Annotated in this window: 26 protein-coding genes and 2 other annotated features; of the genes, 10 read left to right on the top strand and 16 right to left on the bottom strand. The window is 38.0% G+C overall.

The window, feature by feature from the left end; genetic code table 11:
* Positions 1 to 296: 296 nt before the first annotated feature.
* Complete coding sequence (locus tag JUJ52_RS11950) at positions 297 to 452, bottom strand: DUF1540 domain-containing protein (protein ID WP_080668733.1); 156 nt, start codon at positions 450 to 452, stop codon at positions 297 to 299.
* An 82-nt stretch (positions 453 to 534) separates the two neighbouring features.
* A complete protein-coding gene (locus JUJ52_RS11945) occupies positions 535 to 1,230 on the bottom strand; it encodes a DUF421 domain-containing protein (protein WP_026682387.1) in 696 nt (231 codons plus the stop codon).
* 165 nt (positions 1,231 to 1,395) lie between these two features.
* On the opposite strand from JUJ52_RS11945, the gene JUJ52_RS11940 reads away from it, so the two are divergent.
* A complete protein-coding gene (locus JUJ52_RS11940; protein WP_026682388.1) occupies positions 1,396 to 1,596 on the top strand; it encodes an SHOCT domain-containing protein in 201 nt (66 codons plus the stop codon).
* A gap of 265 nt (positions 1,597 to 1,861) precedes the next feature.
* Here JUJ52_RS11940 and trpA read toward each other — a convergent pair whose 3' ends face one another.
* From trpA to JUJ52_RS11885, 11 genes are all read right to left on the bottom strand, one after another.
* Complete coding sequence (trpA, locus tag JUJ52_RS11935) at positions 1,862 to 2,635, bottom strand: tryptophan synthase subunit alpha (RefSeq protein ID WP_205389519.1); 774 nt, start codon at positions 2,633 to 2,635, stop codon at positions 1,862 to 1,864.
* Position 2,636: 1 nt separating this feature from the next.
* Positions 2,637 to 3,833 carry a tryptophan synthase subunit beta gene (gene trpB, locus JUJ52_RS11930; protein WP_026682390.1) on the bottom strand — a complete coding sequence of 399 codons (1,197 nt, stop codon included), beginning with the start codon at positions 3,831 to 3,833 and terminating at the stop codon, positions 2,637 to 2,639.
* Positions 3,811 to 4,443, bottom strand: coding sequence for a phosphoribosylanthranilate isomerase (locus JUJ52_RS11925; protein WP_026682391.1), 633 nt, complete (start codon positions 4,441 to 4,443; stop codon positions 3,811 to 3,813). The genes trpB and JUJ52_RS11925 overlap by 23 nt, the downstream gene beginning before the upstream one ends.
* Positions 4,433 to 5,224, bottom strand: a complete 792-nt coding sequence (gene trpC, locus JUJ52_RS11920; RefSeq protein ID WP_205389520.1) for an indole-3-glycerol phosphate synthase TrpC — start codon at positions 5,222 to 5,224, stop codon at positions 4,433 to 4,435. The genes JUJ52_RS11925 and trpC overlap by 11 nt, the downstream gene beginning before the upstream one ends.
* Complete coding sequence (gene trpD / locus JUJ52_RS11915; protein WP_026682393.1) at positions 5,225 to 6,250, bottom strand: anthranilate phosphoribosyltransferase; 1,026 nt, start codon at positions 6,248 to 6,250, stop codon at positions 5,225 to 5,227.
* Positions 6,234 to 6,833, bottom strand: coding sequence for an anthranilate synthase component II (locus JUJ52_RS11910; protein WP_026682394.1), 600 nt, complete (start codon positions 6,831 to 6,833; stop codon positions 6,234 to 6,236). Before JUJ52_RS11910 ends, trpD begins: the two co-directional genes overlap by 17 nt.
* Positions 6,814 to 8,220 carry an anthranilate synthase component I gene (gene trpE, locus JUJ52_RS11905; RefSeq protein ID WP_205389738.1) on the bottom strand — a complete coding sequence of 469 codons (1,407 nt, stop codon included), beginning with the start codon at positions 8,218 to 8,220 and terminating at the stop codon, positions 6,814 to 6,816. Before trpE ends, JUJ52_RS11910 begins: the two co-directional genes overlap by 20 nt.
* A 287-nt stretch (positions 8,221 to 8,507) precedes the next feature.
* Positions 8,508 to 8,775 (bottom strand) — a binding site (T-box leader).
* A 57-nt stretch (positions 8,776 to 8,832) separates the two neighbouring features.
* Positions 8,833 to 9,082: a binding site (T-box leader), on the bottom strand.
* Between the two features lie 118 nt (positions 9,083 to 9,200).
* Entirely contained in the window at positions 9,201 to 9,905 is a 705-nt protein-coding gene (locus tag JUJ52_RS11900; RefSeq protein WP_121604462.1) for a hypothetical protein, read from the bottom strand.
* 835 nt (positions 9,906 to 10,740) lie between these two features.
* Entirely contained in the window at positions 10,741 to 10,884 is a 144-nt protein-coding gene (locus tag JUJ52_RS11895) for a hypothetical protein (protein WP_161629283.1), read from the bottom strand.
* 58 nt (positions 10,885 to 10,942) lie between these two features.
* The gene (locus tag JUJ52_RS11890; protein WP_205389522.1) at positions 10,943 to 11,359 is read right to left on the bottom strand and encodes a M67 family metallopeptidase; all 417 of its coding nucleotides are present in this window, start codon (positions 11,357 to 11,359) and stop codon (positions 10,943 to 10,945) included.
* A gap of 1 nt (position 11,360) precedes the next feature.
* Positions 11,361 to 12,386 carry a hypothetical protein gene (locus JUJ52_RS11885; protein WP_205389523.1) on the bottom strand — a complete coding sequence of 342 codons (1,026 nt, stop codon included), beginning with the start codon at positions 12,384 to 12,386 and terminating at the stop codon, positions 11,361 to 11,363.
* 304 nt (positions 12,387 to 12,690) lie between these two features.
* Here JUJ52_RS11885 and JUJ52_RS11880 point away from each other — a divergent pair, with 304 nt between their 5' ends.
* The 4 genes from JUJ52_RS11880 to ddlA all read left to right on the top strand — a co-directional run bounded on the left by JUJ52_RS11880 (position 12,691) and on the right by ddlA (position 16,197).
* Positions 12,691 to 13,365: a BMQ_0737 family morphogenetic spore coat protein gene (locus JUJ52_RS11880; RefSeq protein WP_121604466.1), complete on the top strand. Its 675-nt coding sequence runs from the start codon at positions 12,691 to 12,693 to the stop codon at positions 13,363 to 13,365.
* Positions 13,366 to 13,429: 64 nt separating this feature from the next.
* Positions 13,430 to 13,999, top strand: coding sequence for a hypothetical protein (locus JUJ52_RS11875; protein ID WP_121604467.1), 570 nt, complete (start codon positions 13,430 to 13,432; stop codon positions 13,997 to 13,999).
* Positions 13,992 to 14,303: a hypothetical protein gene (locus tag JUJ52_RS11870; RefSeq protein ID WP_162986353.1), complete on the top strand. Its 312-nt coding sequence runs from the start codon at positions 13,992 to 13,994 to the stop codon at positions 14,301 to 14,303. Before JUJ52_RS11875 ends, JUJ52_RS11870 begins: the two co-directional genes overlap by 8 nt.
* Before the next feature lie 793 nt (positions 14,304 to 15,096).
* On the top strand, positions 15,097 to 16,197 hold the full coding sequence (gene ddlA / locus JUJ52_RS11865) for a D-alanine--D-alanine ligase (RefSeq protein WP_026682401.1): 1,101 nt from the start codon (positions 15,097 to 15,099) through the stop codon (positions 16,195 to 16,197).
* A gap of 180 nt (positions 16,198 to 16,377) precedes the next feature.
* Here ddlA and JUJ52_RS11860 read toward each other — a convergent pair whose 3' ends face one another.
* Positions 16,378 to 16,932 (bottom strand): nitroreductase family protein, encoded by a 555-nt coding sequence (locus JUJ52_RS11860; RefSeq protein ID WP_026682402.1) that lies wholly within the window; start codon positions 16,930 to 16,932, stop codon positions 16,378 to 16,380.
* Positions 16,933 to 17,377: 445 nt separating this feature from the next.
* Here JUJ52_RS11860 and JUJ52_RS11855 point away from each other — a divergent pair, with 445 nt between their 5' ends.
* The 4 genes from JUJ52_RS11855 to JUJ52_RS11840 all read left to right on the top strand — a co-directional run bounded on the left by JUJ52_RS11855 (position 17,378) and on the right by JUJ52_RS11840 (position 20,999).
* The gene (locus tag JUJ52_RS11855; protein ID WP_205389525.1) at positions 17,378 to 18,415 is read left to right on the top strand and encodes a PTS sugar transporter subunit IIC; all 1,038 of its coding nucleotides are present in this window, start codon (positions 17,378 to 17,380) and stop codon (positions 18,413 to 18,415) included.
* Positions 18,416 to 18,745: 330 nt separating this feature from the next.
* The gene (locus JUJ52_RS11850) at positions 18,746 to 19,561 is read left to right on the top strand and encodes a fructosamine kinase family protein (protein WP_205389526.1); all 816 of its coding nucleotides are present in this window, start codon (positions 18,746 to 18,748) and stop codon (positions 19,559 to 19,561) included.
* Positions 19,562 to 19,676: 115 nt separating this feature from the next.
* Positions 19,677 to 19,994 carry a DUF2269 family protein gene (locus JUJ52_RS11845; protein WP_255637650.1) on the top strand — a complete coding sequence of 106 codons (318 nt, stop codon included), beginning with the start codon at positions 19,677 to 19,679 and terminating at the stop codon, positions 19,992 to 19,994.
* Between the two features lie 468 nt (positions 19,995 to 20,462).
* The gene (locus JUJ52_RS11840) at positions 20,463 to 20,999 is read left to right on the top strand and encodes an HD domain-containing protein (protein WP_166530533.1); all 537 of its coding nucleotides are present in this window, start codon (positions 20,463 to 20,465) and stop codon (positions 20,997 to 20,999) included.
* A gap of 74 nt (positions 21,000 to 21,073) precedes the next feature.
* Here JUJ52_RS11840 and JUJ52_RS11835 read toward each other — a convergent pair whose 3' ends face one another.
* The gene (locus tag JUJ52_RS11835; protein WP_205389528.1) at positions 21,074 to 22,096 is read right to left on the bottom strand and encodes a D-alanyl-D-alanine carboxypeptidase family protein; all 1,023 of its coding nucleotides are present in this window, start codon (positions 22,094 to 22,096) and stop codon (positions 21,074 to 21,076) included.
* 304 nt (positions 22,097 to 22,400) lie between these two features.
* On the opposite strand from JUJ52_RS11835, the gene JUJ52_RS11830 reads away from it, so the two are divergent.
* Entirely contained in the window at positions 22,401 to 23,591 is a 1,191-nt protein-coding gene (locus JUJ52_RS11830; protein WP_205389529.1) for an MFS transporter, read from the top strand.
* Between the two features lie 125 nt (positions 23,592 to 23,716).
* On the opposite strand, the gene pepT is transcribed toward JUJ52_RS11830, so the two are convergent.
* On the bottom strand, positions 23,717 to 24,946 hold the full coding sequence (gene pepT, locus JUJ52_RS11825) for a peptidase T (protein WP_026682408.1): 1,230 nt from the start codon (positions 24,944 to 24,946) through the stop codon (positions 23,717 to 23,719).
* Positions 24,947 to 25,248: the final 302 nt, after the last annotated feature.

Below are 25,248 nucleotides of genomic sequence, written 5' to 3'. Positions count from 1 at the left end.
AGAGACAAATGAAAAAGCAAGTTTATCCCACAAATAATTGGCAGTAAGCCCCCGCTTCCAGCAATAAAGGGAAGCCATTATGGATAAATAGGGGGTCTATTGCCAGTTAATGTAATGTCCGATTGGTTCAAAGGCCTAGGTCATACCCTTGTGGTACGAACAATCAGTGAGATAGAAACCAAACTGTTTATGACAAAAATAAATAACAGGGAGTCTCATTAATCCAGTTGCTGTATCTAAACGAATTATATGAGACATCCCCGGTCATACTTGTTCTTCTCTAGAGGTGAAGATGCTTAGCTTTTGGCGACAAATGTCTTACAATCCGTTTCTTCCGTTGTTTTTGCTTTCGTTTGTTTGTGCGTAACCACGTAGATTCGATCAGCATTACAAACATTTCCTTCGCCCCAATACGTGCAATTGTTTACTTCGCAAAGCACATCTTTTGCCATTTCACACACCTCCCTCTCTCTTAGCATTGACAATAAGCTCTAAAAAAATAATAGGAAGCAAATACCTGCTGTATTATGGAGGCTATTTTCCTTGTTGATGCACTTCAAGGATGCCACTACCATTATCAATGGTTAATAAATGATCTGTATCACGAACAGCAGCATAAAAAATTGTTTTTTGGTCTGGATAACCAACAGCTTCTAGCCTATTTTTTAACCATTGTTCACTTTTGTTCATAAGCTGCAAATTATGATATTGTACGGTTCCTTCGATAATGACAGCTATTGGTAGACCTTGGTATTTCGTTTCCATGTTTAAGTGCATTGGAGTGACAGGTGAAAATTCTTGTTTTAGAAGGATGCTGATTTCTCCACTAGGTTCAATAATGGCATAGTCTATATTGGATATATCGGAATACCCCTTTTCTCGAATACTTGACAATAAACCAGTTAAGGTGAAATGAGAGCGCTTTAGATTAGCTTTAATTAGTTTTCCATGTTTGATGACAATTGTTGGCTGACCGATAAAAAATTTATTTAACCAATTAACAAGTGTAAGCTTTGAAAGGATAATATGAATTGTACCAATAACAAGAAGGCCTGTTATTGCATTAGTGAAGCTATTTGTAACTAGAGGACCAGCAGCTAGTGACACAACGAAAAAAACACCGGCTAAATCATGTGCAGTTAATTGAGCAAAGGCTGATTTACCCATTAGTCGAATGATGATAATGGTAAGGAGATATAACATAATGATTTTCCCAATATATACCACCATAAAAGGCCTCCTCATAATCTTCTGGTTACGTAGTATGGATAAATATAAAAAATATATAAGTATTCACATGGTATTTTCAAAATATTAGTAGCTACATTAGAGAATGAAATGAATGTTCTCTTGGAATGATATTTAAAATAAAGCAAATAGGGTAGAGGTGGTTAAATGTATACAATTTTTATTGATCCAACCATTCGTTTTTGGTTGTCGATTGGCTTAGTACTTATCATTATCGTAATTATTATTCGCTTTCGTGCCAAAAACAATCTGAAGAGTGATTCCCTCGAGCTTTTAGAGAGGCGCTATCAGCGTGGAGAAATAAGCCAAGAGGTCTACGAAAGGGCTCGTAAGCGTAGAGGAAAATAAAATGCTAAAGGAATGTCCTTTCAGTGAAGAGCTGCGAATACTAGGAGATTCCTTGAAAAAGAAGAGTGCTTTTTCTGCTTGCGATGTATAGCTACAGAAGGCTACAGAAGCCTTCCCTTATCCTGTAGAAAGCGGGCGATCCGAGATCACACAGTGTGGTTTTTACGGGGAAGACGCGGGCGTTCACTCACACCACGCACAAAAAATGCTTGTAGAAAACACTGGGGTTTTTCTACAAGCTAAGAAATCGTGAAGACCGATCTACTTAAATACTTGCTTGGATCAGTTGTTTAATTTCTTCTGTTTTTCCTTCGTGAAAAAGGTCGACAATCTTACTTCCAACAACAACGCCATCGCAATAAGAACTAAGCTCTTTTGCTTGTTTGCTAGTGGACACGCCAAACCCCGCTAAAACAGGAACAGGGCTTTGTTGTTTTAGTTGGTGTAGATATGTCTTTACTTTAGTTTCATAAGATGTTCTTACGCCTGTTGTACCTGTAACGGTGACGGCATAAAGAAACCCTTCTGACCGATGAGCCAACGTTTTAATTCGCTCCCTAGAGCTAGTTAACGCTGCCAGCCGAATGAATGCAACAGAACTTTGTTGGAGCGCATCTGTTACCATTTTTTCTTCCTCTAGTGGGAGATCTGGTATAATTAGTCCATCTATCCCAGCATGAACACAGGATGCAGTAAAGCGTTCAATACCATACCGATATATAGGATTACTATATGCCATAATAATTATTGTTACGGTACGCTCATCCTTAAAGGATTCGAGTTCTTCTAGCACTGCTGTTAACGTCGTATCATTATCAAGTGATCGTTTTCCAGCGTTCTGTATCGTTGGTCCATCTGCGACAGGGTCAGAAAAGGGAATCCCAACTTCTATCGCAGCTACACCGCAATTTTGCAAAAACAACGTACGCTCCTTTAGCTTATTCAGTCCACCGTCACCAGCCATGATATAGGGTACAAAAAGATTTTTATTTTCATTTTGTAATTGATTGAGGTAATTAACCAGTCTCTCTTTTCCCATCCTATTTATCCTCCAATACGTGTTTTATTTGCTCAACATCTTTATCTCCGCGGCCAGAGAGGCAAATTACTAGGGTTTGTTCCGAATCCATTTGCATGGCGAGTTTTTCAGCAAAAGCAATCGCATGTGCACTTTCTAATGCCGGAATAATGCCTTCGGCTTGGCATAATGTTTGAAATGCAGTTACCGCTTCATCGTCAGTAATAGATACATATGCTACACGCCTCGTATCATTTAAATGACTATGTTCCGGGCCGACGCCAGGATAATCAAGTCCAGCGGATATCGAAAAGGCCTCTTGAATTTGACCGTGTGTATCCTGTAGTAAATTCGTCATCGTTCCATGTAATATCCCAGGGCTTGGATGTACTAATACAGATGCATGCTGGTTTGTATCTAATCCAGCTCCTCCGGCTTCGACACCATACAGCTTTACTTGCTCATCCTCAATAAAAGGATAAAACATTCCCATCGCATTACTGCCTCCACCTACACATGCAATAATAGCATCTGGTAATGAACCATCTTGCTTGAGGATTTGCTGTTTTGTTTCCTTGCCAATAATCGACTGAAAATCACGAACAATTTTCGGGAATGGATGAGGGCCAACAACAGAACCAAGAATGTAATGTGTATCCTCAACATTTGCTACCCAATATCTAAGTGCATCATTGACTGCATCTTTTAAGGTGCCACTTCCATTTTTGACGCTACGTACCTCTGCACCTAAAAGTTCCATCCGAAATACATTCAGCTTCTGTCTCCGCATATCCTCTTCACCCATAAATACAACACATTCGAGACCAAGCAAAGAGCAAACCGTTGCAGTAGCTACTCCATGTTGTCCAGCACCTGTTTCTGCAACAACCTTTTTCTTTCCCATTCGAAGTGTTAACAGAGCCTGCCCGATCGTATTATTGATTTTATGTGCCCCTGTATGGTTTAAATCTTCACGTTTTAAATAAATCTGTGGCCCCGCTAACTTCTTTGTAAGGTTCTCTGCATAATATAAAGGGGTTTCTCTACCTATATAGTGGGTTAGATAGTCGTTTAATTCCTTACAAAATGTTGGATCATTTATTGCCTCTTCATACGCCTCTTCTAACTCGAGCAAAGCAGGCATCAATGTTTCCGGAACATATCTTCCACCGAAATTTCCGAATCTCCCATGTGAATCAGGCATTGTGTAGGTTATCATGAAACTCATCCTTTCGTTTTGCATTAGCTATAAATTGTTTTATCTTTTCTGGATCTTTGTTACCGTTCGTTTCGACTCCACTTGATACATCAACAGCATATGGATGAAGTGTTCGAATGGCGTCTCCAACATTTTCCGGTGTAAGACCACCTGCGATCATGATTCTGTCTTTTGGTATTGGTAAATGATTAAATAAATTCCAATCAAATGGAATGCCATTACCACCTGGGCTTTTCTGTACGGGTCCATCTAATAAGAAGAAATCGCATGGATAGGCTTCGATACGAGATACGTGTTGAGCATCCACTGGATATGCTTTAATGATTTTGCTATTTAATTTGTTAGCAGCAGCAGCGGATTCTTCACCGTGGAGCTGGATATAATCAAGTGGCACTTGTGAAGCTATCGTATTCATTGTTTCAAGCCTTTCATTTACAAAGACACCAACCGTTTTAACTGAACGAGGAAGGATATTTACAATGTCAGCAGCAGCTTCTGGAGTGATGGACCGCTTGCTTTTGGCGAACACGAAGCCAATGAAGTCAGCCCCAGCATCAACAGCTGCTAGTGCAGCCACAACAGACTGAATGCCGCATATTTTAACGTGCATGCTTTGTACTCCTTTCCTTTGCAACTTTTAATTCATTAAAGGCTTTTGATAAGTTAGTAGCGCGCATTAATGTTTCACCAATAAGTAACACCTCTGCACCAGCATCGCGTGCCAAAAGCGCATCAGAACGGGTACGAAATCCACTTTCACTAATAATCAATGTATCTCTATGTGGAATAAGAGCTGCTAGTTTTGCTGTTGTTTGTAAATCGACCTCAAAGGTTTTTAAATTTCGGTTATTAATCCCAATTATTTCAGGGTTTAACTCTAGTAAAACTTCCAATTCTGTGACTTGATGTACTTCGCAAATAACCTCAAGCCCTTTGTTTATAGCATAATGATATAGATCGTGTAATTGTTGCTTAGATAATGCGGCAACAATTAACAGGACGATGGAAGCACCAGCGGCTTTAGCGCGATCAATTTGGATGGGATGAATAATAAAATCCTTACATAATACGGGTATTCGAACCGCTTCAGAAACTGCTTGCAAATCTTCCATCGAACCCTTAAAAAAGGTTGTATCTGTTAAGACAGATATGGCTGCTGCACCACATGCTTCATATTGTTTTGCTTGTGCAACTGGATTAATCTCTGTTCTTATATCTCCTTTGGAAGGGGAGGCACGTTTTATTTCCGAAATAATCTGTACCTCGGAGGAAGTAGCTATTGTGTCCTTAAAAGGGATCGGTTGTTTGGCAGCATGGAAGGGGATAGATACTTGCAATAGCCGCTCTACCTCGATTTGTTTGCTTGCTATAATATTCTCTAAAACAGTCATTCATACCACCTCACTTGCGTATTTCTTACTAAAGTCAATTAAGCTTGTTAAACATGCTAACGCTTTGCCAGAGCGAATACTCTCTTTCGCTAACTCTACTCCTTGCTGAATAGAGGATGCTGTCCCATGTGCATAGAGTCCAAGCCCTGCATTTAAAATGACTGTATCTAAATAAGCGCTTGAATGACCTTTTAGCACGTCTTTCGTAATCGCAGCGTTTTTCTTCGCATCCCCACCTTGAATTTCTTCATAAGAGTAAACAGGTAACCCTACTTCTTCTGGGTGTAAGCTAAAGGATTTTAGTTTTCCACCTTCAAGCAAGATAAGATGGTTTTCGCCTGAAAGTGATGCTTCATCCATACCCCCAGCACCGTTGACAACAATTGCTCGTTCTCTACCTAAGTTACGTAATGCTTGAGCTACAATCTCCAGTTTGTCTTTACGGTAAACGCCGATAAATTGCGAGTTCAACGTAACTGGGTTAGTCAATGGGCCAATGACATTGAAAATGGTCGGTAATCCTAAGTCTTTGCGAACCTTTGTAAATGGCTTTAGTGCGTTATGCACATGTGGGGCGAATAAAAAGGCGATGTTATTTTTATACAATGATTCTTCTACTTGTGCGCGTGTTAAAAATAAAGAAACACCAAGAGATTCTAAAACATCTGCACTCCCAGTTTTACTAGAAACACTACGATTTCCATGTTTAGCAACTGGAACTCCTGCACCAGCAATCACAAATGCAGAAGTGGTACTAATATTAAAACTTCCCGACATGTCACCTCCAGTTCCACAGTTATCCATGACATTTTCAATCGTTGTTGTATGATATGATGATTGAGAGCGGATGACTTCTACCAAGCCAGTTATTTCATCAGGAGTTTCTCCTTTCACCTGTAATGCGGTTAATAACGCGGCGATTTCAGATTCTGTTATCGAATTACTCAGGCAGGAAAGCGCCACCTTTTTCATTTCATCAACGGTTAAATGGTGTCCATGAAATAATTTTTCAAGATAAGTTCTCATAGGGATTCTCCTTTCTTATTCCTTGAATAAAGTTATGGATCATTTTCTTACCGACGGCTGTACCGATGGACTCTGGATGAAATTGCACCCCGTATACTTGGTAAAAGGGATGCTGTATAGCCATCACCTCTTTGTCCTCCAATGATGTTGCCACTAGTTCAAGCTGCGGAGGAAGTGATTCTTCAGCAAGGACGTACGAATGATAGCGCATGACTTCAAGCGGCTGTGATAAATATTGAAAGATACCAGCTCCATTATGTGTAACTAGTGATGTCTTTCCATGCATAATTTGGTTGGACTGCCGAAGTGAAGCACCCAATGCCTCACCGATAATTTGATGCCCCAAACAAATGCCTAAAATGGGAATTTGCTGATAGAATGCGTTGACTATTTTCAGGCAGACACCAGCTTGATCTGGCAGGCCAGGACCTGGAGAAATAATGATTGCCTGTGGTTTGAGGGCTTTTACTTCATCAACGGTAACGCAATTATTTCGGACAACTTTTACCTGGAAACCTTCTTCAGATACATATTGGTAGATGTTATACGTGAAGGAATCATAATTATCCAGTAGTAAAATCATTAGTAGACACCTCCATAAGTGATTTAGCCTTAAACAGTGTTTCCAAATATTCTTTATCAGGTTCGGAATCATGTACAATTCCAGCCCCAGTCTGTAGGTAAGCATGCTTCTCCTTGACTACAAGTGAGCGAATTGCCAGCGCCATCGTTACGTCATGATTATAATTAATAAAGCCTATGCCTCCACCATAGACACCTCTTTTTGTTCCTTCTAATTCATTAATGATCTGCATCGCCCTAATTTTAGGTGCTCCAGATACCGTTCCTGCGGGCAGACAGGATATTAATGCAGTAAAGGAGCTACAACCTTTTCGAAGCTTTCCGTGCACCTCTGAGACGATGTGCATGACATGCTGATATTTTTCAATGGTCATGTAGGTTGGAATGTGAATACTTCCAATCTCACATATACGACCAAGATCATTTCTACTCAAATCGACGAGCATACGATGTTCGGCAATTTCTTTATCATCCTTTAATAGTTCCTTCATAAGCCGCTCATCTTCAACCGGTGTTTTCCCACGAGGTCTTGTTCCTGCAATTGGATTCGTCATTACATTCCTACCGCGCGTTTCTATTAAGCTTTCTGGCGATGCTCCAAGAATTAAATACTCACCAAAATCGATATAAAACATATACGGAGATGGATTTACTTTCCGGAGCTGACGATAAAAGGAAAAGGTATCACCCTCGAATGTTGCCTTCATGCGTTGAGATAACACAACCTGGAAAATATCACCCTGCTGAATATGCTTTTTTGCTGCTACAACTTGTTGCTGAAAAGCTTCTTTTGATATTTCAGGATAAAAGGTAAATGGTGTTTCTTGCTGATTACTAGTAGGGTTCGTTTGCTGAATCTGTTTTCGTAAATGCTCCAATTGATAATCCAAATCATTTGCTTGATCTGCATCGACCCGGATTGCGATCACATAAAGAATTTCACTAGCATGATCGAATACAAGGATATTTTTATATAGCATAAAATGAATGTCCGGCATGGCTAAATCATTCGTTAACGTTTCACCAATATCTTCTATCGATCGAATCGCATCATAGCCAACATAGCCAATTGCTCCGCCGTAAAAGGGAAGCGGTAAATCAATGGAAATGTGAGGTAAATGTTCCTCCAAGTAGGTTAAAGCGTTTTGATCGATTGTCTTATCTGTATGGTTGATATAATCAATATGTTCTGTTGTATCATCATAGCCAATAATCTCTCCGTATGGATGACAGCCAATAAAGGAATACTTTCCTTTCGTTTCATGTTGAAAGGTACTTTCCAGTAGGAATTTTTTCTCACCTGTTAATCGTTGGAATAATTCAATAGGGGTTAATGTATCTGCATTTAGTTTCATAAGCTTATACGTTGCTTCTTTTTTCAAAGCCATTTCATCCTTTCTTAGATTAATCATTCGTTTTGTTGTGATTAGATCATGCATCCCTAGATGATGAAGTAAGCACAAAAGCGTAAGCGCTCAATTAGAAACGTAGCGACTGGAGTGAGTCAACCGAGATAAAGGAATCACGGTGAGCTTACGAGCTGATGATGACTTAGCTTAGGGCGAGTCGCCTAGTTTCTGGGTACTGGAGCTGGACATGGCTCAACACCACATGGACAAATTTTATACTTTCCTAGACTATAAAAAAATCCTCTATAAACACATGATTTGTGTTTATAGAGGACGATAGGGGACCGCGGTGCCACCTCTGTTAAAAAGTGTAGACTTTTTATCTTTATTCGAATACGGGAAAATGCTTTCGAAAAATTGAAATGCTTGATCCGATATTCTATCCGTATAACGGCGGAGCTCCGTGCATCCCTACTTCTGTTCAGGAGGCCTCTTGTAAGTCCATTCAGCACAGTTCCACATACTAGCATCCCACCACCGCTAGCTCTCTTTAATGCTTTTACAATGCTTACTTCTCTTACGCAACGATTTCCATTCTATTTACTTTTCAACAGCAGTTTTCCATTTTAAATGCAAAAAGTCCCTCATCCGACAAAGGACGAGGGACCGTGGTACCACCTTTATTAGCTGAAATACAGCTCACTTTAGCAATATCAAGCTTTACGTAGCTTCATATATGTATCTCAGATAACGATGAGATTAATTCGCCAAAGCCTACTGCACGTATGGTTCGGTTTGGAAGCTCAGAAGTCCATTCATCTAATGAAGCACACTGATTCTCACCAGCCATCAGCTCTCTTCTGTGTTCGATTAGATTACTACTCTTCATCATTGCTAGTATTCATGGTTATTGGAATTAATATTAAGAGAAATTAGGTTGGAAGTCAACCCTTATTTTATACAATAGATGAATCGGTGACACTATTTTGTCACCGATTCTGTTGGATGACTAGTTTTTATTAGCCTCCTCCATTACCATTTGGTGGTGTTGGTAGCATAAATGATGGAGGAGTAGCTGTTTTCTCGCAGCGATTAGGATCTACATCACAGAAGTTCCCCTCCGGATCTTTGATGACCTGGCGTGTAACGGTAATCGTTGTACGTAATACAATCTTTACTAATATACCTTCGATAAGTCCTGTACCAGTGGCATCGACAACTTCAACTCCTGGTTGCGTGAAGATGCCTTCGACTTCAAGTGGCGTTTCCTGTAGCATATCCTGTGGACAAGCTCCTGGGAAGTCCGTATGCGCTTGGAATGGGATAGTTGTAGTAAGAACGTCAGGTAAAGCTACACCGGCAATCGAGACAGAAATAGTTGCTGGTACAACGCCAATATTTACTACTTTATCCTTGATTATTCTAGCGTTTTGCGTAATATTATCTAAATCTGGTACAACAGTAATTGACACAATATCACCTATAACAGGTAAGTTAGGGAATAATGTGATCGGAAGTGTTGTCTCTGCTACCTTCTGAACGGTTTTTGAACCTACCAAGGAATTCACTACGAAACAATCACTGTTTAGTTTAGTTACTTTAGGTTCTGGTTTCTTGAAATTACATTTACAAGTTTCACGTTTACAGCATGAATGATGTTTTTGTGGTTTGTGCTTTTTCTTTTTGTCAACCACTACAACGTTTTTGAAACATTTAGAGGACATTACATCCCCCCTCCTTTCACGAATTCTGTTTCGAAAATAAAATATTATTTTCAAGATTATACTATTAGCTAAAGGTGCTTTGTGATTGGACTTTTTAATTATTAAGTCATCTCCCCAGCATACATATAATTCGAGGACTTGGAACATAGGTGGTTGTATGATGTACTGCAGATCTTTTGGTCTATTTATCCCACCTATAACTGGCAGTAAGACCCCCGCTTCAGGCAATAAAGGAAAACCACTATTGGTAAGTGGAGGGTCGACTGCCAGTACATGTCCGATTGGTTCAAAGGCCTTTAGGTCATACCCTTTTGGTACGAACAATCCGTGGGGGATAAATAAAACCCCCACGGATGGAGGGTTCACTTTATTTATCACATTAGCGGTTATGTTAAAGGGCTGTCCAAAGTTATGATTTCCTGTAATCAACATATGGTCTAACTGGAGAATTCTTTGGAGTCTTGTTAATAATAACCACGGATGTTTTAGTTATGTAGATAAGGAGCGGACTTTTAGACCAGCTCCACTTTTTTAAGCTCATGTTTTCGGAGAGGTATATATAATAGGCATTTGATAAATCTGTCTTTGCTGTTTCAAAAGAGTGATTTGGGTTATGAAAATATAAAGAAGGAGGCTCCTTAGAGAAATAGGGTTATCGTCTAATCGTGTATATAGATAAATAATAAGTAGGTACTATATACATTTCAATGTACTATAACCCTAGTTTCCAATAAGGTAGCCTCTAGAAATAAGTGTTATTTAAATGAGTGTAAAATCTTTATTCTAGACCGTTCTTATAACCTATTCGGAGGATGTAATAGGTTTTCTCGTAAATTTATTTTATTTTACCGCAACAGCCGCCTCTTCGAAACATTCCTCTTTTAATTGATGAAGATGAATTTAATACAATTGGCTTCGTTGGCGTCTTTAATTTTTTATAGCTGCTTTTTGCTTTCTTTATTTCTTTTGCCTTCAACATATCTCAACTCCTTAGGTTTTATAATGTATTATAGTATTATTTTGTGGGAATGGTCGGGCTATCGTGAGGATTCTATGCGAAAAAGGCATTCTTCATAGTTCGTATCACGTATTCGATACCATCTCACAGTGGGAGAACCTCTTTTAAAGGATATAATGATCATTTTTATATCGGTATCGGGGTGGTTAATCATATCTAATGTGGAAGGTATTGGTGCTGTAAAAGGGTGAGAATGATAGATAGCTAAAACATCTTGCTTTTCTTCATTAATTCTGTTCAACGTACGTTCAACATTATGCTTACTTACAAAAAAACGTCTATCAGACTTACATTCATTTTTTAATTGCCAAATAGATTGAACGTTCGTCTGATTTCCTGCTAACAAGCCACATGCCTCATAGGGTAAGGTTGAGACGCCGTGTTCAACCATTTGATTGTGTATGGATAGTGGGATAATGATCTGCTTACAGTTCATCTCACCCTCTTTTGAAAATGGAAAGAAGTGAAGTGAAGTCTGATTTTTTAGTTGATTCGTCTGATTGCTCTGAGTTACTTTTCGTTGCCTCTATTGGCATTTCTTCACTGGATTCTGTAATACTTTCTAGTGGCTCTTTTTCTATTTCCGTACTTGGTATATTTTCTTCTGTTACGTTATTTTCAATGGATAGATTATTTTCAACAGGAGTAGTGTCTTCAGTAGTAGGTAAGGTGCTGTCTGTATCGAGGCTTTCTTCTTTTTGCTCTTGTGATTTATTTTTGGGAGTTACTGTGCGAGTAATAATATTTTTATTTAATTCGTATTGAGCATTTCGGTACGTCTTCTTTGCCTTACTCATGGATATTGTTTCAGATTCCTGTGAGTTAGCATGTGTATAATAAGATTTTTCGTTGTTTGGTTTTGTACGACTATAGTGCTGTCTATTTACTTGGTTATTTTTTTTTTTGTTTAAGGGTTGCTCGACATTGTTGGGGAATTGTAGTATGCCCTGTAATTGTTTGTAGTCTGACCTCTTAGCTGAACGATTATTTTTAGCAGTATTATCCTCCTTAGGCTTCAATAATTCTTTGATTTGCGAGATTTCTTCTTTCAAACGTTCCAGTTCTATTTTCTGTTCCATGGCATTTGTGTTTTGGTTACTTATTAATTGATTTATCTTTTCCGAAAGCTCGACAAATGGCAGTTGTTCAAATTGCTGTTTAATCAGTCGTGCGTCTTGCCTTAATTGCTGTAAGAAATCAGTAATAGATGTAAGCTGGTTAGTGAGATGCTGCTCTTCCATTTGATGATTGGAAATTTCTTCTTGATAATTATTTTCCATAGCCTTCATGTCTCCTTCTAATTCAAAAATTTTCATCTTTAAATCGTAAAAGTCATCTTTCGTTTTAAAATAATCTTCAAATAATTTTCCCTCTGTCATGGCTCTAACTGTTTGTTTGTAGGCATCGAGCTCCTTTTTTAATTGATCAATATCATCAACATTATACAGTTCATATCGATACATTTTCATTCACCCTTTTACAGCACATTAATATACTATTTATGAAACATCAATATGTGACAAATGTGCATTTTTGAAATAGCAGAACATAATTGTTTTGACATACTCATTTTATGCACAACTTTCACGATTTAAGCTAAATACAGTCACATTTGATGTTTAAATTGTACGGATGCCGTTATGATTATGACATTTACCTAAATCCACGATTATCATGACAATTCCGCTATATCACTATACCGTTTGGGGGCTTTATTCATAGGCTACCAGTGAAAGAAATTAATCTTATTCGGAGGTGTTTGCAATAATGCAAGCAAATAATTTATCTGGAGGTCAGGAACTCCTATGTATTAATACAGAGAAGGTATATGACTGGATTCTTAATGAAGCAACATTTGATTTAAACCTAATGGATTTGGAATTGCCGCATAATCCAAATACTGGGGAGCAATTAACATGTGAGGATATCGATATCGATACAGTAACATGTACAGTTACGCCTGCTGCTATGGAGCCAATTGTCATTTTGGATCGAGTAGATCAGGAGTTAGTCATTGATGGCACGGAGGTAACCTTACAACTGGTAAACATTCGTAAAAACTTTGAAGTAACTGTTTTTGTTGATCTAATACCAGAACTTGGAGGAGGGACAGTAGAGGTAACGGAGGCAGAATTCACTCGTTGTGAACAAGTGATTCTTTGTGCACCAGAAGGAACAGATATTGATGTAAGTTACACAGATTTAGATTGCTTTGTATGTACAGCTTGTTGTGACGATACAATGCATCCTAATGAGCTTGATGTCACGCTTACTGTTCGTTTATGTCAAAGCATTCAATCAACATTTGATGTGACACTTGAAATTGTTGCTGAATTCTGTGAACCGAGAGATATGCTTCCAATTCCTCCATGCCCTGCACCAACAATTCCGCCGCAGTGTCCAGTAGTGTTTCCAAACAATGATGATGGTGATAACGATTAAGTTTCCAGCATAGTTATAAAGAGAGGAGCAGCTCCTCTCTTTAACTTTTTTGGAGGTGATCGGATTGGGGAGCATAGAAGAAGTAAGGCAGCTGATTACGGAATGGAAAGAAATGAATCATTCATACATGAAGGAAATAAAATGGTTGGCTTCCGAGGCAAAGAAAAATGTAGACTTGCGCGTTATTAGTTATTTTACCTATTCCTTAAATGTTCAACATGAAATGGGATTCGATAATTTTGCACTTGGGTCGTATCATATTCAAAATGTGGGAGAGAAACCGTTAACTAATCTCTATATTTGTCTAAAGGTATCTCCTAATAATGTGTTTGACTTTTCAGGAAAATATGTATATAAGGACTCAAAGCAGAAAATGAAATTAGCCAATGCATGGGAGCGAATAAATGACCCTACCGATAAACAAGAATTTTGGCTTAAGCCGATTCAATCACAAGCATTAAATCCAACAGAGACGCTGTCATTCGCAAATTTTCAAGTGAAGTGGAATCCGCAATCCTCCTACACAGGAAGTATGATGGGATTCACTTATGGTGATGAAATCGAAGGTGGGATGGAGGCTCTTAACCATATAAATATTAGTGGTAAGGTAGAAGGGGATGATGAAAGTGAATAATCAAGAAATGCATACACATTTTAAACGATTTCTTCAACAGTATATAAAAGAGAACATGGAAGAGTTAAGTGTAAACAGGGAGGATCAGAATAATAGCTTTATTTTTTTAGAAGATCGTACACTTCAATTGATCATAACGTATATGTTCATGAAACTAGATAGTGGCCTGTATAGGGGCGATAGGAATGAGAAAGTTGAATCAGCCAAGATCGATGAGATCATTTCCGAGCTTGATGTAGGATTGGCGGAAAGTAGAGAGGGGTTTGAAGAAGTTATTCGCGTTTTAAGGGAAGGGAGCTCATGAGAATGAGAGAGTTTTGTGTAATGGTAGATTTTACGATGAATACCTAACTTTTCTCCGTAAACGATCATTCATTTATTATATAACTAGCAGTAAAACCCCCACAGATTGAAGTTTCACTTTATTCATCTTCCATTCTACCCCGTGTAGGTAACTACATACTTCAAATAAAGCAAAGCCAATACTATTTTCAATTGAAATACAAAATGCTATGGAATCCAGATCTATAGAGAAGTAATAGCAATGGTGAACAGCTAAAGATGAATTTTAAGCAATCCAATTCTGCAACACTTAAGGAAACGTACTTGTTTAATGAATACGATTAGTAAAGGCATAAACAATAAATCCGTATTGCGATTTAATACAATTTTAGTAGTAAAACTTCTTATCCAAGCTAATTTGTGCTATTTTTATTATATCGCTATAATCCTAGTATATGATAGAATTATTGACCATATCCCTTACCTCCAAAGCAACATTTTGAAATTGAAGGGATAGCTGTCAGTAATTAATTTAGTTTATTCAAGTCTACATGGATTTAGGTTATAAAGGCGTTGCCACCGATGTGGTGAAGTTTTTATCCCGCATATAACTGGCAGTAAGACACCACACTCCAAGCAAAAAGTGAAACCAATATGAGTAGATGTAGGGTCGACTGCCAGTAAATGTCCGATTGGTTCTAGGGCCTTTAGCTCATACCCTTGTGGTACTAACAATCAGTGGGGAATAAACAAAACCCCACAGATTGAAGTTTCACTTTATTTAAAGTTTTGTATGCAGGAAAGGACGGAGGAGAATGGTAAAGAAAAAGGTAGGTATCATATTTGGCGGAAAGTCTGCTGAACATGAAGTATCCCTTCAATCAGCTAAAAATATTGTTGAGGCAATTGATAAAGATAAGTATGACGTAGTGCTAATTGGGATTGATAAAGAAGGGAAATGGCATTTAAATGATCAGTCATCCTATTTACTTCACGAAGAAAATCCAAAGCTTATTCAATTAAATAAATCGAACGATACCGTGGCTATAGTTCCTGGTGAACGAGATAACCAATTGATTCACGCATCAAATGCAATCCAAATTGATCAACTCGATGCAGTTTTTCCAATCGTTCACGGTACTTTAGGTGAAGATGGTAGTCTACAAGGAATGCTGAGATTAGCTAATATTCCTTTTGTTGGTTCCAGTGTATTAGGTTCTTCCGTTTGTATGGACAAGGATATAGCAAAGCGCCTTTTAAAGGCTGTAGGAATAAATGTAGCTAAAGGGCTTGTTTATTCCAAAGCTAAGAAACAGCAAATCTCTTATTCATATGCAGTAGAACAATTGAGTACGCCAATTTTCATCAAACCGGCTAATCAAGGTTCGTCTGTTGGGGTAAGTAAAGTAACAACAGAGGAAGAGTTTTATAAAGGGATCGAAGAAGCCTTCCAGTATGATCATAAAGTGATCTTGGAAGAAAATATTATTGGCAGGGAAATTGAATGCTCTGTCTTAGGAAATGCAGAACCAAAGGCTTCATTGCTAGGAGAAATCTTACCGCAATCCGAATTCTATTCCTATGAATCAAAATATATCGATGAAAAAGGGGCAGAATTAGCCATTCCTGCTGATGTACCTAAGGAAACGACAGAACGTGTGCAGGAAGTGGCGATAAGGGCATTTGAGGCACTGGCTTGTGAAGGGTTGGCTAGAGTTGATTTCTTCATAACCGAGGATGAAGAAATTTATGTGAATGAGGTGAATACATTACCAGGTTTCACGAAAATAAGTATGTATCCAAAGCTTTGGGAAGTAAGTGGGCTTCCATATAAGGAGTTAATTCATACATTAATTGAGCTTGCCATTGAACGGCATGAGCAGGATAACCAATTAAAGAGTACGAAATGGGATTAATAGGATGGTAGATGGGGATATCAAAAAAAGATATCTTAATATAGGCACTTCTTGTGGAGAGCAATGTATGAAGACACTGGAATAGCAGGATATTGCTCACGACAAGGGGAGGCTGAACCATTGTCGGTGAAACAAGCTGTATAGAAAAAAGGGCTGTCTTTTGCGACTGCCCTTTTTATGTTAGTATGTGGTGAATTTTTCTGCTATCGGTGTTCGTTCTTTGATAGCTGGTTTTTCATCAAAATAACCTAAATGAAGGAATCCGATGATCTTTTCATTTTCTTTCAGTTTTAATATATCCTTAACAGCTGGATCATAGATATGTGGGTTGGTTTTCCAAACGACGCCGAGCTGTTTTTCCCAAGCTAATAACCAAAAGTTCTGGATCATACAAGCAACGGCACCATAATTCTCTTCCCATTGCTTCTGTATTTCTGCTTCTTCCATGACAACCACCAAAATTGCATTTGGTTCATTCAAATAATCTTCCCGATTTTGTTGTTTTTCTTCAGGATAAGTGGAAGCAACTTTTTTTGCGAAGTCAGGCCGCCTATCTTGTCCAACAAAGATAAAGCGCCATGGCTGCCGCATGCCGTGGTTTGGAGCCCAGATAGCATCTTGGAGCAAAGCAAATACCGTTTCTTCTTTTACTTCTTCATGGTTATAGCCTTTTTTAACTGCGCGACGCTCCCGAATAACTTTGGCAAGCTGCGATTTAGTTGCAGTAAATTCCATGGTTTACATCTCCTTATATTTGTGTTGCATTATTCTCAGTTAATTGATAATTATTTTCAGTTAAATTGTAGCCGATTAAAAGAAGAAAAGCAAATTAGCTCAAAAATTGCAGTATTTTGTTCAGTAATCAGTTTATCCCGCATATAACTGGAGACCTCCACTCCAAGCAAAAGTGAAACCAATGAAGTTCCACTTTATGAAGCCATCTTTTATACTTCAATGCGAAATAAGGCATGAACAATCATTATCATTTCTATTGGTTTTTCTTTGAATAAATATTTTTGCTCAGTCCTATTAGCTTTGTTTTCTAATCTGTTGTTTCGTTGCTAGAATATTTCTACTTGATACGAGAAACGTTTAACGCAATAATAGATAGTGAATTAAACAGCAAAGCTGTCGTTCATTGGAAAATATGTGAATTAATTCACAAAAATGGGAGGTCAGCATGAAAAATTTTCTGACGCGTAAAGGGGTTTCGCTATCTGGAAAAACGTATTTTATAACAGCGTTAAGTTATATGGCATTAGGTTTGTTTTCGTCTCTAATTATTGGGCTCATTATAAAAACAGCAGGAGAAAAGATTATTATTTTGGCTTCTCCTGATTTGGCAAATGCACTAATTGAGATGGGTAATTTTGCAATGGATACGAAAGTAATGGGAGGTGCTATAGGGGTAGCGATCGCCTATGGATTGAAAGCGCCACCGCTTGTTTTGTTCTCAGCATTATTCGCAGGTGCCTTTGGTGCCGAATTAGGAGGACCAGCTGGGAGTTATGTTACTGCGCTAATAGCTACAGAGTTTGGTAAAATGGTATATCAAGAAACGCGTGTAGATATTATAATAACACCTTTGGTAACAATTATATCTGGCTTTGCAGTTGGTACATTTATTGGTCCTGCTATCAATAAATTTATGGTAGGATTTGGCGAGATGATAAACTGGTCCACAGAACAGCAGCCGTTCATTATGGGAATCTTAGTAGCTGTGCTAATGGGACTTGCCTTAACGGCGCCCATATCATCAGCGGCGATTGCAATTATGCTATCTTTGGATGGTGTAGCGGCTGGAGCGGCAACGATTGGTTGCTCTGCCCAGATGGTCGGTTTTGCAATTGCTAGTTATCGGGATAACGGTTTTGGCGGAGTTATAGCTCAAGGAATTGGAACATCGATGCTGCAAGTTGCTAATATTTTAAAAAAACCAATTATCCTGTTGCCACCAACAATTGCTGGGGCAATACTCGCACCATTTGCTACGGTATGGTTAGAATTAACGAATAATCCTTCTGGAGCAGGGATGGGTACAAGCGGCTTTGTAGGTCAGATTATGACTTTTGAATCCATGGGCTTCTCCATGCATGTGGTTTGGAGTGTCATTGTTTTACATATTATAGCCCCAGCTTTTATCAGTCTACTGAGTGCTGAATACCTAAGAAAGAAGGGTTTGATTAAACCTGGTGATATGAAGATTACGTATGAATAGATTCAAAGAATAAATAGGTTTTAGAGGCTAGTTATTGTAATTCAAGCTTGTTTTGGCTATTAAATTTATCGCCACATATGACTGGCAGTAAGCCCCCGGTCAAGCAATAAAGAGAAACCGAAATGGGAAGTGTGGAACAACTGCCAGTAAATGTCCGATTGGTTCGGGCCTACATGGAAGTAGGTCACAAAGGCGTTGCCACAGGACGTGGCGAATGAAGCCTTTGTACGTATTTGTTTCAGTAAAAACCGGATGGAAGCTTCACTAAACATGAGATTTGATAAATCACATGTTTAGTTTTACACAACGTTTTTGCAAAGGGGGATTACAATGAATCCATTATTGAAAGAGGCAGTGAAACAAGCAGGAGATGAAAGTTCTATCTATAAGATTAAGCGCGTAGCAGGTGGGTCTATCAATGAGAGCTATTTTGTAAAAACAGATCGAAACAACTATTTTATTAAATATCATCCAAATGCCCCAAACCGTTTTTTTGAGCTGGAAGCCAAGGGTCTTCAATTGATAAAGGATACAAATACCATTGATGTACCAAAAGTAATTGCTTATTCCGATCAACAAGAGAGAGCATACTTAGTATTGGAGTGGGTTAGTGGGCAAGAACATAAGGATACGGAAAGACTATTGGGTGAACGATTAGCAAGCATGCATTGTCATAAAGGAGACAAGCATGGGTTCTCTAGTAATACTTATGTGGGAACACTCTCGCAAGTAAATGGCCTTTATACAAGTTGGCAAGCGTATTATCGAGAATGCCGTTTATATAGCCAACTAGAACTGGGGATACAGCGAAATCAAATTACCGGTAAACGAAGAAGACAGTTGAATAAATTAATAGATAAATTAGATTTGTTTGTTCCCGATCATGTTACTCCATCTTATTTACACGGTGATTTATGGGGAGGGAATTGGATTGTAGGAAGTAATGGATCTCCATTCTTAATTGACCCTTCGTTCTTATTTGGGGACAGGCATTTTGAATTAGCATTTACTGAGCTATTCGGCGGGTTTTCGAATTCATTTTACCAAGCTTACGAGGAAAGATTCCCAGTGAGTAGTTATTATGAGGATTGTAAAGCCATTTATCAACTTTATTATTTACCGGAGTGGTGGTCAAGCAAGCAGTAGCTATTATTCCATAATAGCTACTAGAGGAAGCGTAAATCTGAGCATTTAGTGATAAGGACTGAGCGAATTTTACTCAGTTTTTCTTATGATATCGGTTGTTTCAAGGGCAAAGACCATGGAAGAGCTACGCCATGCCTATGAAATTAGAAGTATGTTGCATCGGTTCGTGATGATAGGCGGTACGCTTTTGTTAATAACAGGCCTCGTAATGGGAGTAATTAGGCCATATTTATTTTCGCAAGGCTGGTACGTGTTGAGCCTTGTTCTTTTTATAGTTGGATTAGCATTTGGATCGCTTGTATTATCTCCTCGCTCTAAACCAATTAAAGCATTGCTGGATACATATGTGGGTGTAGCTATACCGCCTGTGTATCTAGAGCTATCGAGAAAGTTATTTTTCTTTGAAAGAATCGAAAATATCTTTTTCTACTAATCATTGTCCTGATGATTGTAAAACCATTCTAAATCGAACATGGCAACATCAGCTCGGAGAGAGAAACGAATCTTTCTTCTAGAAGAAAAGGATATTTGCTTTCTATGGCAACATTTCAGCTTCCTCAGGAGTAAAACCTGCTCGTTGTGCGAGCTAACGCTGTTGCTGTAACTGGTTTAAGTCGACAGTTCATTTTATCCCACATATAACAGGAAGCAAGACCCCCACTGATTGAAGTTTCAATGTATAGGTGGCTTAACAAGCTTTGATAGGAAAATAATGAAAAAGGCTGAAAATCGTAAAGACCGGGTGAAGCAGGTGTTAAGATATGTTTAAGAATTGAAAAAAAGGGAAATATCTATTGCAAAGTGTAGGTAATTTATGCTATATTCAATAAAATTTATCCTGCATGCTTATTTATAAAAGGTGGGGATAGATTCAAATAAATTTAGAAAGGAGAATGATCTAATGAGAAATGTCACATTAGAAGATGTATTTACACACCCCGTAACACAAAGATATTTAAAACGATCAGGTATCGCTCATGCTATTTCCGTAGCGGAATATGCATTTATGCTTGCTAAAAAACATGATGTAAATCCTGATCACGCAACAAAAGCGGCATTACTACATGATATTGGTCATTACACGTGGTATCGTGAGGGGAAATGGGATTATGAGCTTTATAAGGAAAATGATATTCATGCTATCAAAGGTGCAAGTCGTGCGCATAAGCTTTTAATTCGAATTGGAGAAGATCGCCAAGCAGCAAAAGAGATTGCTGTAGCTATATTACTTCATACGGATTCGTATCTTCCTAAAGGGGAATTGCAATTAAAACCACTACAGCAAGTAGTGAACATGGCTGATGAAGCAGATGAAGAAATTGGTGGTAATCATCACTATAAGGTGATAGAGGACCACGTTGCATTAGAACGTATCCGTGTTTTAGATATGCAAATAGATGAATATATAAATAAAAACCAGACAAAAGAAATTGTCTGATTTTCTCTTTAATTCCTCATTATAATCTTCGTGCAATCCTTCCTTGGGAGTCCTTCTTTCCCCTGCAACCTTGATTAATTCGATAAATATTCCTCTAAAGTTAAGTCATTATTCATTATGTCTTCGGCTGCTTTTTTGCCTACATAACGAATGTGCCATGGCTCGTATTGGTAGTGGGTTATTGCTTCTTTACCTTCTGGATAACGAATAATAAACCCAAAGTCAGCAGCATGTTCTTTTAGCCACTTGCCTTCATCTGTTTCTCCGAATTCGATGATCAATTGATAGTTTACATCAGGACTTGTTACATCCATTGTTAAACCAGTTTGATGTTCACTTTCCCCAGGACGAGCACTGAAATTATTAGCAGCTTCTTCACCATGTTCATTCACATTTGCTGTAAAAATCGACACTTGTCTATCATAGGAACGATATCCTGATTGGGCAAATAAATCAAGTCCTGCTTTATCAGCAGCGTGGAATAGCTTCTCTAAAGAAGATGCAGCAATTTCACGCATCTGCTTCTTGGGTAGGTCTTCTGTAAATGGGAATCGAACATCCGGAATCACGAGATCTTCAGGTATATAATCTTCGGGGAGGGCATGTTCTTTATTTACTAATGCCAGTTGTTCATAAGGATTAGCTAATATTTCTGAACCATGCTTTGTTGCTGCAGGCTCTGCTTTAAATGGCAACCCTTCTCCCGGAACATATTCCTTCGAATCTTGCAGAAGCGAATGAACAACTTCAGCTGTATCCTCTGAATAAATACCAGTTATAGGTAATGATTCATGCTGTAATTGGATATCTGTAATTGCCCATATCGTAGATTCATCAAATTTTCCAGTATTTTTAATATCATAGCCGATGGCACTTAAGACTTTTTGTAAAGCTTTAACAGACTCACCGCTGTCTTTCTTTTGCATTTCAGTTTTTGGAACCTGTAAAGTTCCACTATCGGATTTCTTCGGTTGCTCCTTAGCCTGTGTCGCTGTATCTTCTTCATTTGATTTCTCTTTGTCATCATTAGTACATGCTGTAATTACTAACGATATAATTAGCAGTGCACTAATAATTATAAATGTCTTTCGTTTCATGATGCTTTTCTCTCCCTGCATGATAGTTTACTGCTTGTTCTAAAACAAGGCAATAGCCTTGAGGTTGTCTCATAAGGATGGTCTATAGATTAATTACAATAACGCTTTTTATACCGATGGTACGAAAGGAATTATTCCATTTTCATATTGTACAACTTTGCAATTTAACTAACCTATATTTTCTCATAAATGATAAGAATTCGCCAATACAAATGATAATATATTCATAGAATGCAGATAGGCACAATTTACAACAGACTTTCATATAAATACATGAGGTGAAGAGGAAAGCGAGTGTACTATCATGAAAGATCTACTTGTTTCAGCAGCAACAAGATATTATTTATATACCATGATCTTATTTTGGTGTGCACTGATCGTCGTTTCTAGTGTGTATGTCAGTACCCCACTATCGCATACATTTTCCATGTATTTTCATATTTTATTAAGTGAGGCAGCGTGGATAAGTAGTAGTTTTTCTATGTTTTATGCAATCGGCTTCTTGTTTTTTACACCTTTTACGAATCGAATTGGTGAAAAACAAATGATTGTCTTTGGTTTAGTTATGCTTACAATATGTACAGTATCGATTGGTTATAGCGATAATTTTCAAACACTCTTAGTTCTTAGAGCTTTACAGGGATTCTTTGCAGCTACGTTTGCGCCAACAGCACTTTCTTATGTATTTGAAGTTTTTCCACCAAGCAAACGGATAATGGTTATTGGTTATATTAGTTTTGGATATGTACTAGCTGGAATTATTGGACAATCGTTATCTGATGTTATTAATCAAACGCTTGATTGGCATGCTGTATTCTATTTTTTTGCTTGTATTTATGGTCTAAGTGCAATACTGGTAGCTTGGTTACTGCCTGCAACGTCTCCATCCAAAAAAGACGGTATGATGAAGAAATATATCAAGCAGCTATCACGTATTTTTAGGCGGAAGCAATTATTATATTGTTACTTGATAACAATTATGCTGCTACTAACATTTCTGGGTATGTATACCGTATTAGGAGACTATTTACGGTCCTCTCCTTATCATCTCACTACTCAGGAGGTATTTTATGTGCGGGTACTTGGTGTGATTGGTATGCTATGCTCTCCATTTGCTGTTAAGGCTGTAAAAATTATTGGGGAACTAGCTATGTTACGCTGTAGCTTAGCAATGGCCAGCTCGGGATTACTGTTGTTGTCTCTTAGTAACCATTTGATAGTAACTATATTAACAAGTATCTGGTATGTTGCTGGAATATCTTTTACCTTCCCTATAATTATGATGATTATCGGGAACCTTGGTGGGAAGGAACGTGCAGCCGCTTCTTCGATGTATGCTTTTATCCTATTTGTAGGTGCTTCGCTAGGTCCCATCATTTCACTAAAGTTATTAGAGATAGGCGGATATATACTTACATTCCTTATACTGTCGTGCTGCTTACTTATTGCATTAGGTGCGGGATTTTTATTGAAAATATCAAGACCAAAAGCGTAAGCACCCGATTAGAAACGTAGCGACTGTCAACGGAGATAAAGGAAGCATGGGCTAATTTTATAATTTCCTAGACTATAAAAAAAGCCAGTTACCATGTAATGGACCTGGCTAATTATCGCTATCGTTTAACGTTGTTCGAAAAGTTTACAGATTTCAATAATCGTTTTTGTTGATTGAACCATATTATCCACTGAAACATATTCAAATTTCCCATGGAAATTCTCTCCTCCAGTAAAGATATTTGGTGTAGGTAAACCCATGTAGGATAGCTGAGATCCATCGGTACCTCCACGGATTGGTTCCACAATTGGTTTAATGTTAAGGTTTTCCATTGCCTGGTAGGCAATATCAACAATCTCTTTGACAGGTTCAATTTTTTCTCGCATATTATAATATTGGTCTTCCATCTCTATAGTAATGCATGCTTGACCATATTTTTTCTTCATTTCCTTCGTGAACGTTCTGACCATATCTTTTCTTTGTTGAAATTTTTCTTTATCAAAATCTCGTATAATATAAGTTACTTCTGCTGCTTCAACATCACCATTGACTGCAATGAGATGAAAGAAGCCTTCATAGTTTTCGGTGTGTTCAGGTGCCTCTGCCTCTGGGAACTTACTTATAAATTCAGCGGCCATTTTTCCGGCGTTTTTCATTTTATCTTTAGCTGTTCCTGGATGAACACTATTGCCTTTGAAGGTAATTCGTGCTTCAGCAGCATGAAAGCTTTCATATTGTAATTCGCCTAAAGGACCACCATCTATCGTATAGGCATAGGTTGCGTCAAATCGTTCAACATCGAATTTTTCTGGTCCCTTGCCAATCTCTTCATCAGGAGTAAACCCTACACGGATTCTACCGTGTTTGATTTCAGGATGTTGAATCAGATAATCCATCGCAGTCATAATTTCTGCAATTCCTGCTTTATTATCAGCACCTAATAACGTAGTACCGTCTGTCGTAATGATAGTATGTCCCTTGTAGTTAGGAAGCTCAGGGAAATCTTTTGCAGATAATACAATATCTAGTTCTGGATTTAATAAAATGTCTTTACCATCAAAGGATTCAATTACTTGTGGGTTCACATTTTTTCCAGTGAAGTCAGTAGCAGTATCTATATGTGCTAGGAAGCCAATCGTAGGAATATCTTTATCAGTGTTTGCTGGTAATGTAGCCATTACATATCCGAAATCATCAACCATTACGTCAACCATTCCGATCTGTCTAAGCTCTTCGACTAATTGTTTTGCAAGTACCAACTGTCCTGGAGTAGAAGGTGTTTGACCCGTCCCCGCTTTAGATTGTGTATCCATTTTTACATAGGTTGTAAAACGTTGTATTAACTCTTCCTTCATCTCGAATTTTCATCTCCTATTTAACAAGATAACCAAAGCTAATGTCGAAATATGGTTGTTTCTAATTAGTGTTCTTATTATTATAGCTTATTCATTAATTTTTTCTAAATAAAAACTTTTTTGATTATGTGCTAAAGGAGAGTATATCACCGTTAGAAAGGGATATGGACGATAGTTGCTTTACGGAAATAATGGGTAGGAATACAAAGTAAGATCGTTTAAAATAAAAATAATACGTGGTAATTTATCCCGCATATAACTGGCAGTAAGCTCCCACTTTAAGTAATAAGGTGAAGCTAATA

Source organism: Virgibacillus sp. AGTR, assembly GCF_016919725.2.
Taxonomy (GTDB): Bacteria; Bacillota; Bacilli; order Bacillales; family Amphibacillaceae; genus Virgibacillus; species Virgibacillus salarius.
This window is presented reverse-complemented; position numbering and strand designations above follow the sequence as displayed.

Excerpts from the sequence above, each read along its gene's own strand:
- JUJ52_RS11950 (WP_080668733.1), bottom strand. The coding sequence starts at position 452 with ATGGCAAAAGATGTGCTTTGCGAAGTAAACAATTGCACGTATTGGGGC.
- JUJ52_RS11945 (WP_026682387.1), bottom strand. The coding sequence starts at position 1,230 with ATGGTGGTATATATTGGGAAAATCATTATGTTATATCTCCTTACCATT.
- JUJ52_RS11940 (WP_026682388.1), top strand. The coding sequence starts at position 1,396 with ATGTATACAATTTTTATTGATCCAACCATTCGTTTTTGGTTGTCGATT.
- trpA (WP_205389519.1), bottom strand. The coding sequence starts at position 2,635 with ATGGGAAAAGAGAGACTGGTTAATTACCTCAATCAATTACAAAATGAA.
- trpB (WP_026682390.1), bottom strand. The coding sequence starts at position 3,833 with ATGATAACCTACACAATGCCTGATTCACATGGGAGATTCGGAAATTTC.
- JUJ52_RS11925 (WP_026682391.1), bottom strand. The coding sequence starts at position 4,443 with ATGCACGTTAAAATATGCGGCATTCAGTCTGTTGTGGCTGCACTAGCA.
- trpC (WP_205389520.1), bottom strand. The coding sequence starts at position 5,224 with ATGACTGTTTTAGAGAATATTATAGCAAGCAAACAAATCGAGGTAGAG.
- trpD (WP_026682393.1), bottom strand. The coding sequence starts at position 6,250 with ATGAGAACTTATCTTGAAAAATTATTTCATGGACACCATTTAACCGTT.
- JUJ52_RS11910 (WP_026682394.1), bottom strand. The coding sequence starts at position 6,833 with ATGATTTTACTACTGGATAATTATGATTCCTTCACGTATAACATCTAC.
- trpE (WP_205389738.1), bottom strand. The coding sequence starts at position 8,220 with ATGGCTTTGAAAAAAGAAGCAACGTATAAGCTTATGAAACTAAATGCA.
- JUJ52_RS11900 (WP_121604462.1), bottom strand. The coding sequence starts at position 9,905 with ATGTCCTCTAAATGTTTCAAAAACGTTGTAGTGGTTGACAAAAAGAAA.
- JUJ52_RS11895 (WP_161629283.1), bottom strand. The coding sequence starts at position 10,884 with ATGTTGAAGGCAAAAGAAATAAAGAAAGCAAAAAGCAGCTATAAAAAA.
- JUJ52_RS11890 (WP_205389522.1), bottom strand. The coding sequence starts at position 11,359 with ATGAACTGTAAGCAGATCATTATCCCACTATCCATACACAATCAAATG.
- JUJ52_RS11885 (WP_205389523.1), bottom strand. The coding sequence starts at position 12,386 with ATGTATCGATATGAACTGTATAATGTTGATGATATTGATCAATTAAAA.
- JUJ52_RS11880 (WP_121604466.1), top strand. The coding sequence starts at position 12,691 with ATGCAAGCAAATAATTTATCTGGAGGTCAGGAACTCCTATGTATTAAT.
- ddlA (WP_026682401.1), top strand. The coding sequence starts at position 15,097 with ATGGTAAAGAAAAAGGTAGGTATCATATTTGGCGGAAAGTCTGCTGAA.
- JUJ52_RS11860 (WP_026682402.1), bottom strand. The coding sequence starts at position 16,932 with ATGGAATTTACTGCAACTAAATCGCAGCTTGCCAAAGTTATTCGGGAG.
- JUJ52_RS11855 (WP_205389525.1), top strand. The coding sequence starts at position 17,378 with ATGAAAAATTTTCTGACGCGTAAAGGGGTTTCGCTATCTGGAAAAACG.
- JUJ52_RS11850 (WP_205389526.1), top strand. The coding sequence starts at position 18,746 with ATGAATCCATTATTGAAAGAGGCAGTGAAACAAGCAGGAGATGAAAGT.
- JUJ52_RS11845 (WP_255637650.1), top strand. The coding sequence starts at position 19,677 with ATGGAAGAGCTACGCCATGCCTATGAAATTAGAAGTATGTTGCATCGG.
- JUJ52_RS11840 (WP_166530533.1), top strand. The coding sequence starts at position 20,463 with ATGAGAAATGTCACATTAGAAGATGTATTTACACACCCCGTAACACAA.
- JUJ52_RS11835 (WP_205389528.1), bottom strand. The coding sequence starts at position 22,096 with ATGAAACGAAAGACATTTATAATTATTAGTGCACTGCTAATTATATCG.
- JUJ52_RS11830 (WP_205389529.1), top strand. The coding sequence starts at position 22,401 with ATGAAAGATCTACTTGTTTCAGCAGCAACAAGATATTATTTATATACC.
- pepT (WP_026682408.1), bottom strand. The coding sequence starts at position 24,946 with ATGAAGGAAGAGTTAATACAACGTTTTACAACCTATGTAAAAATGGAT.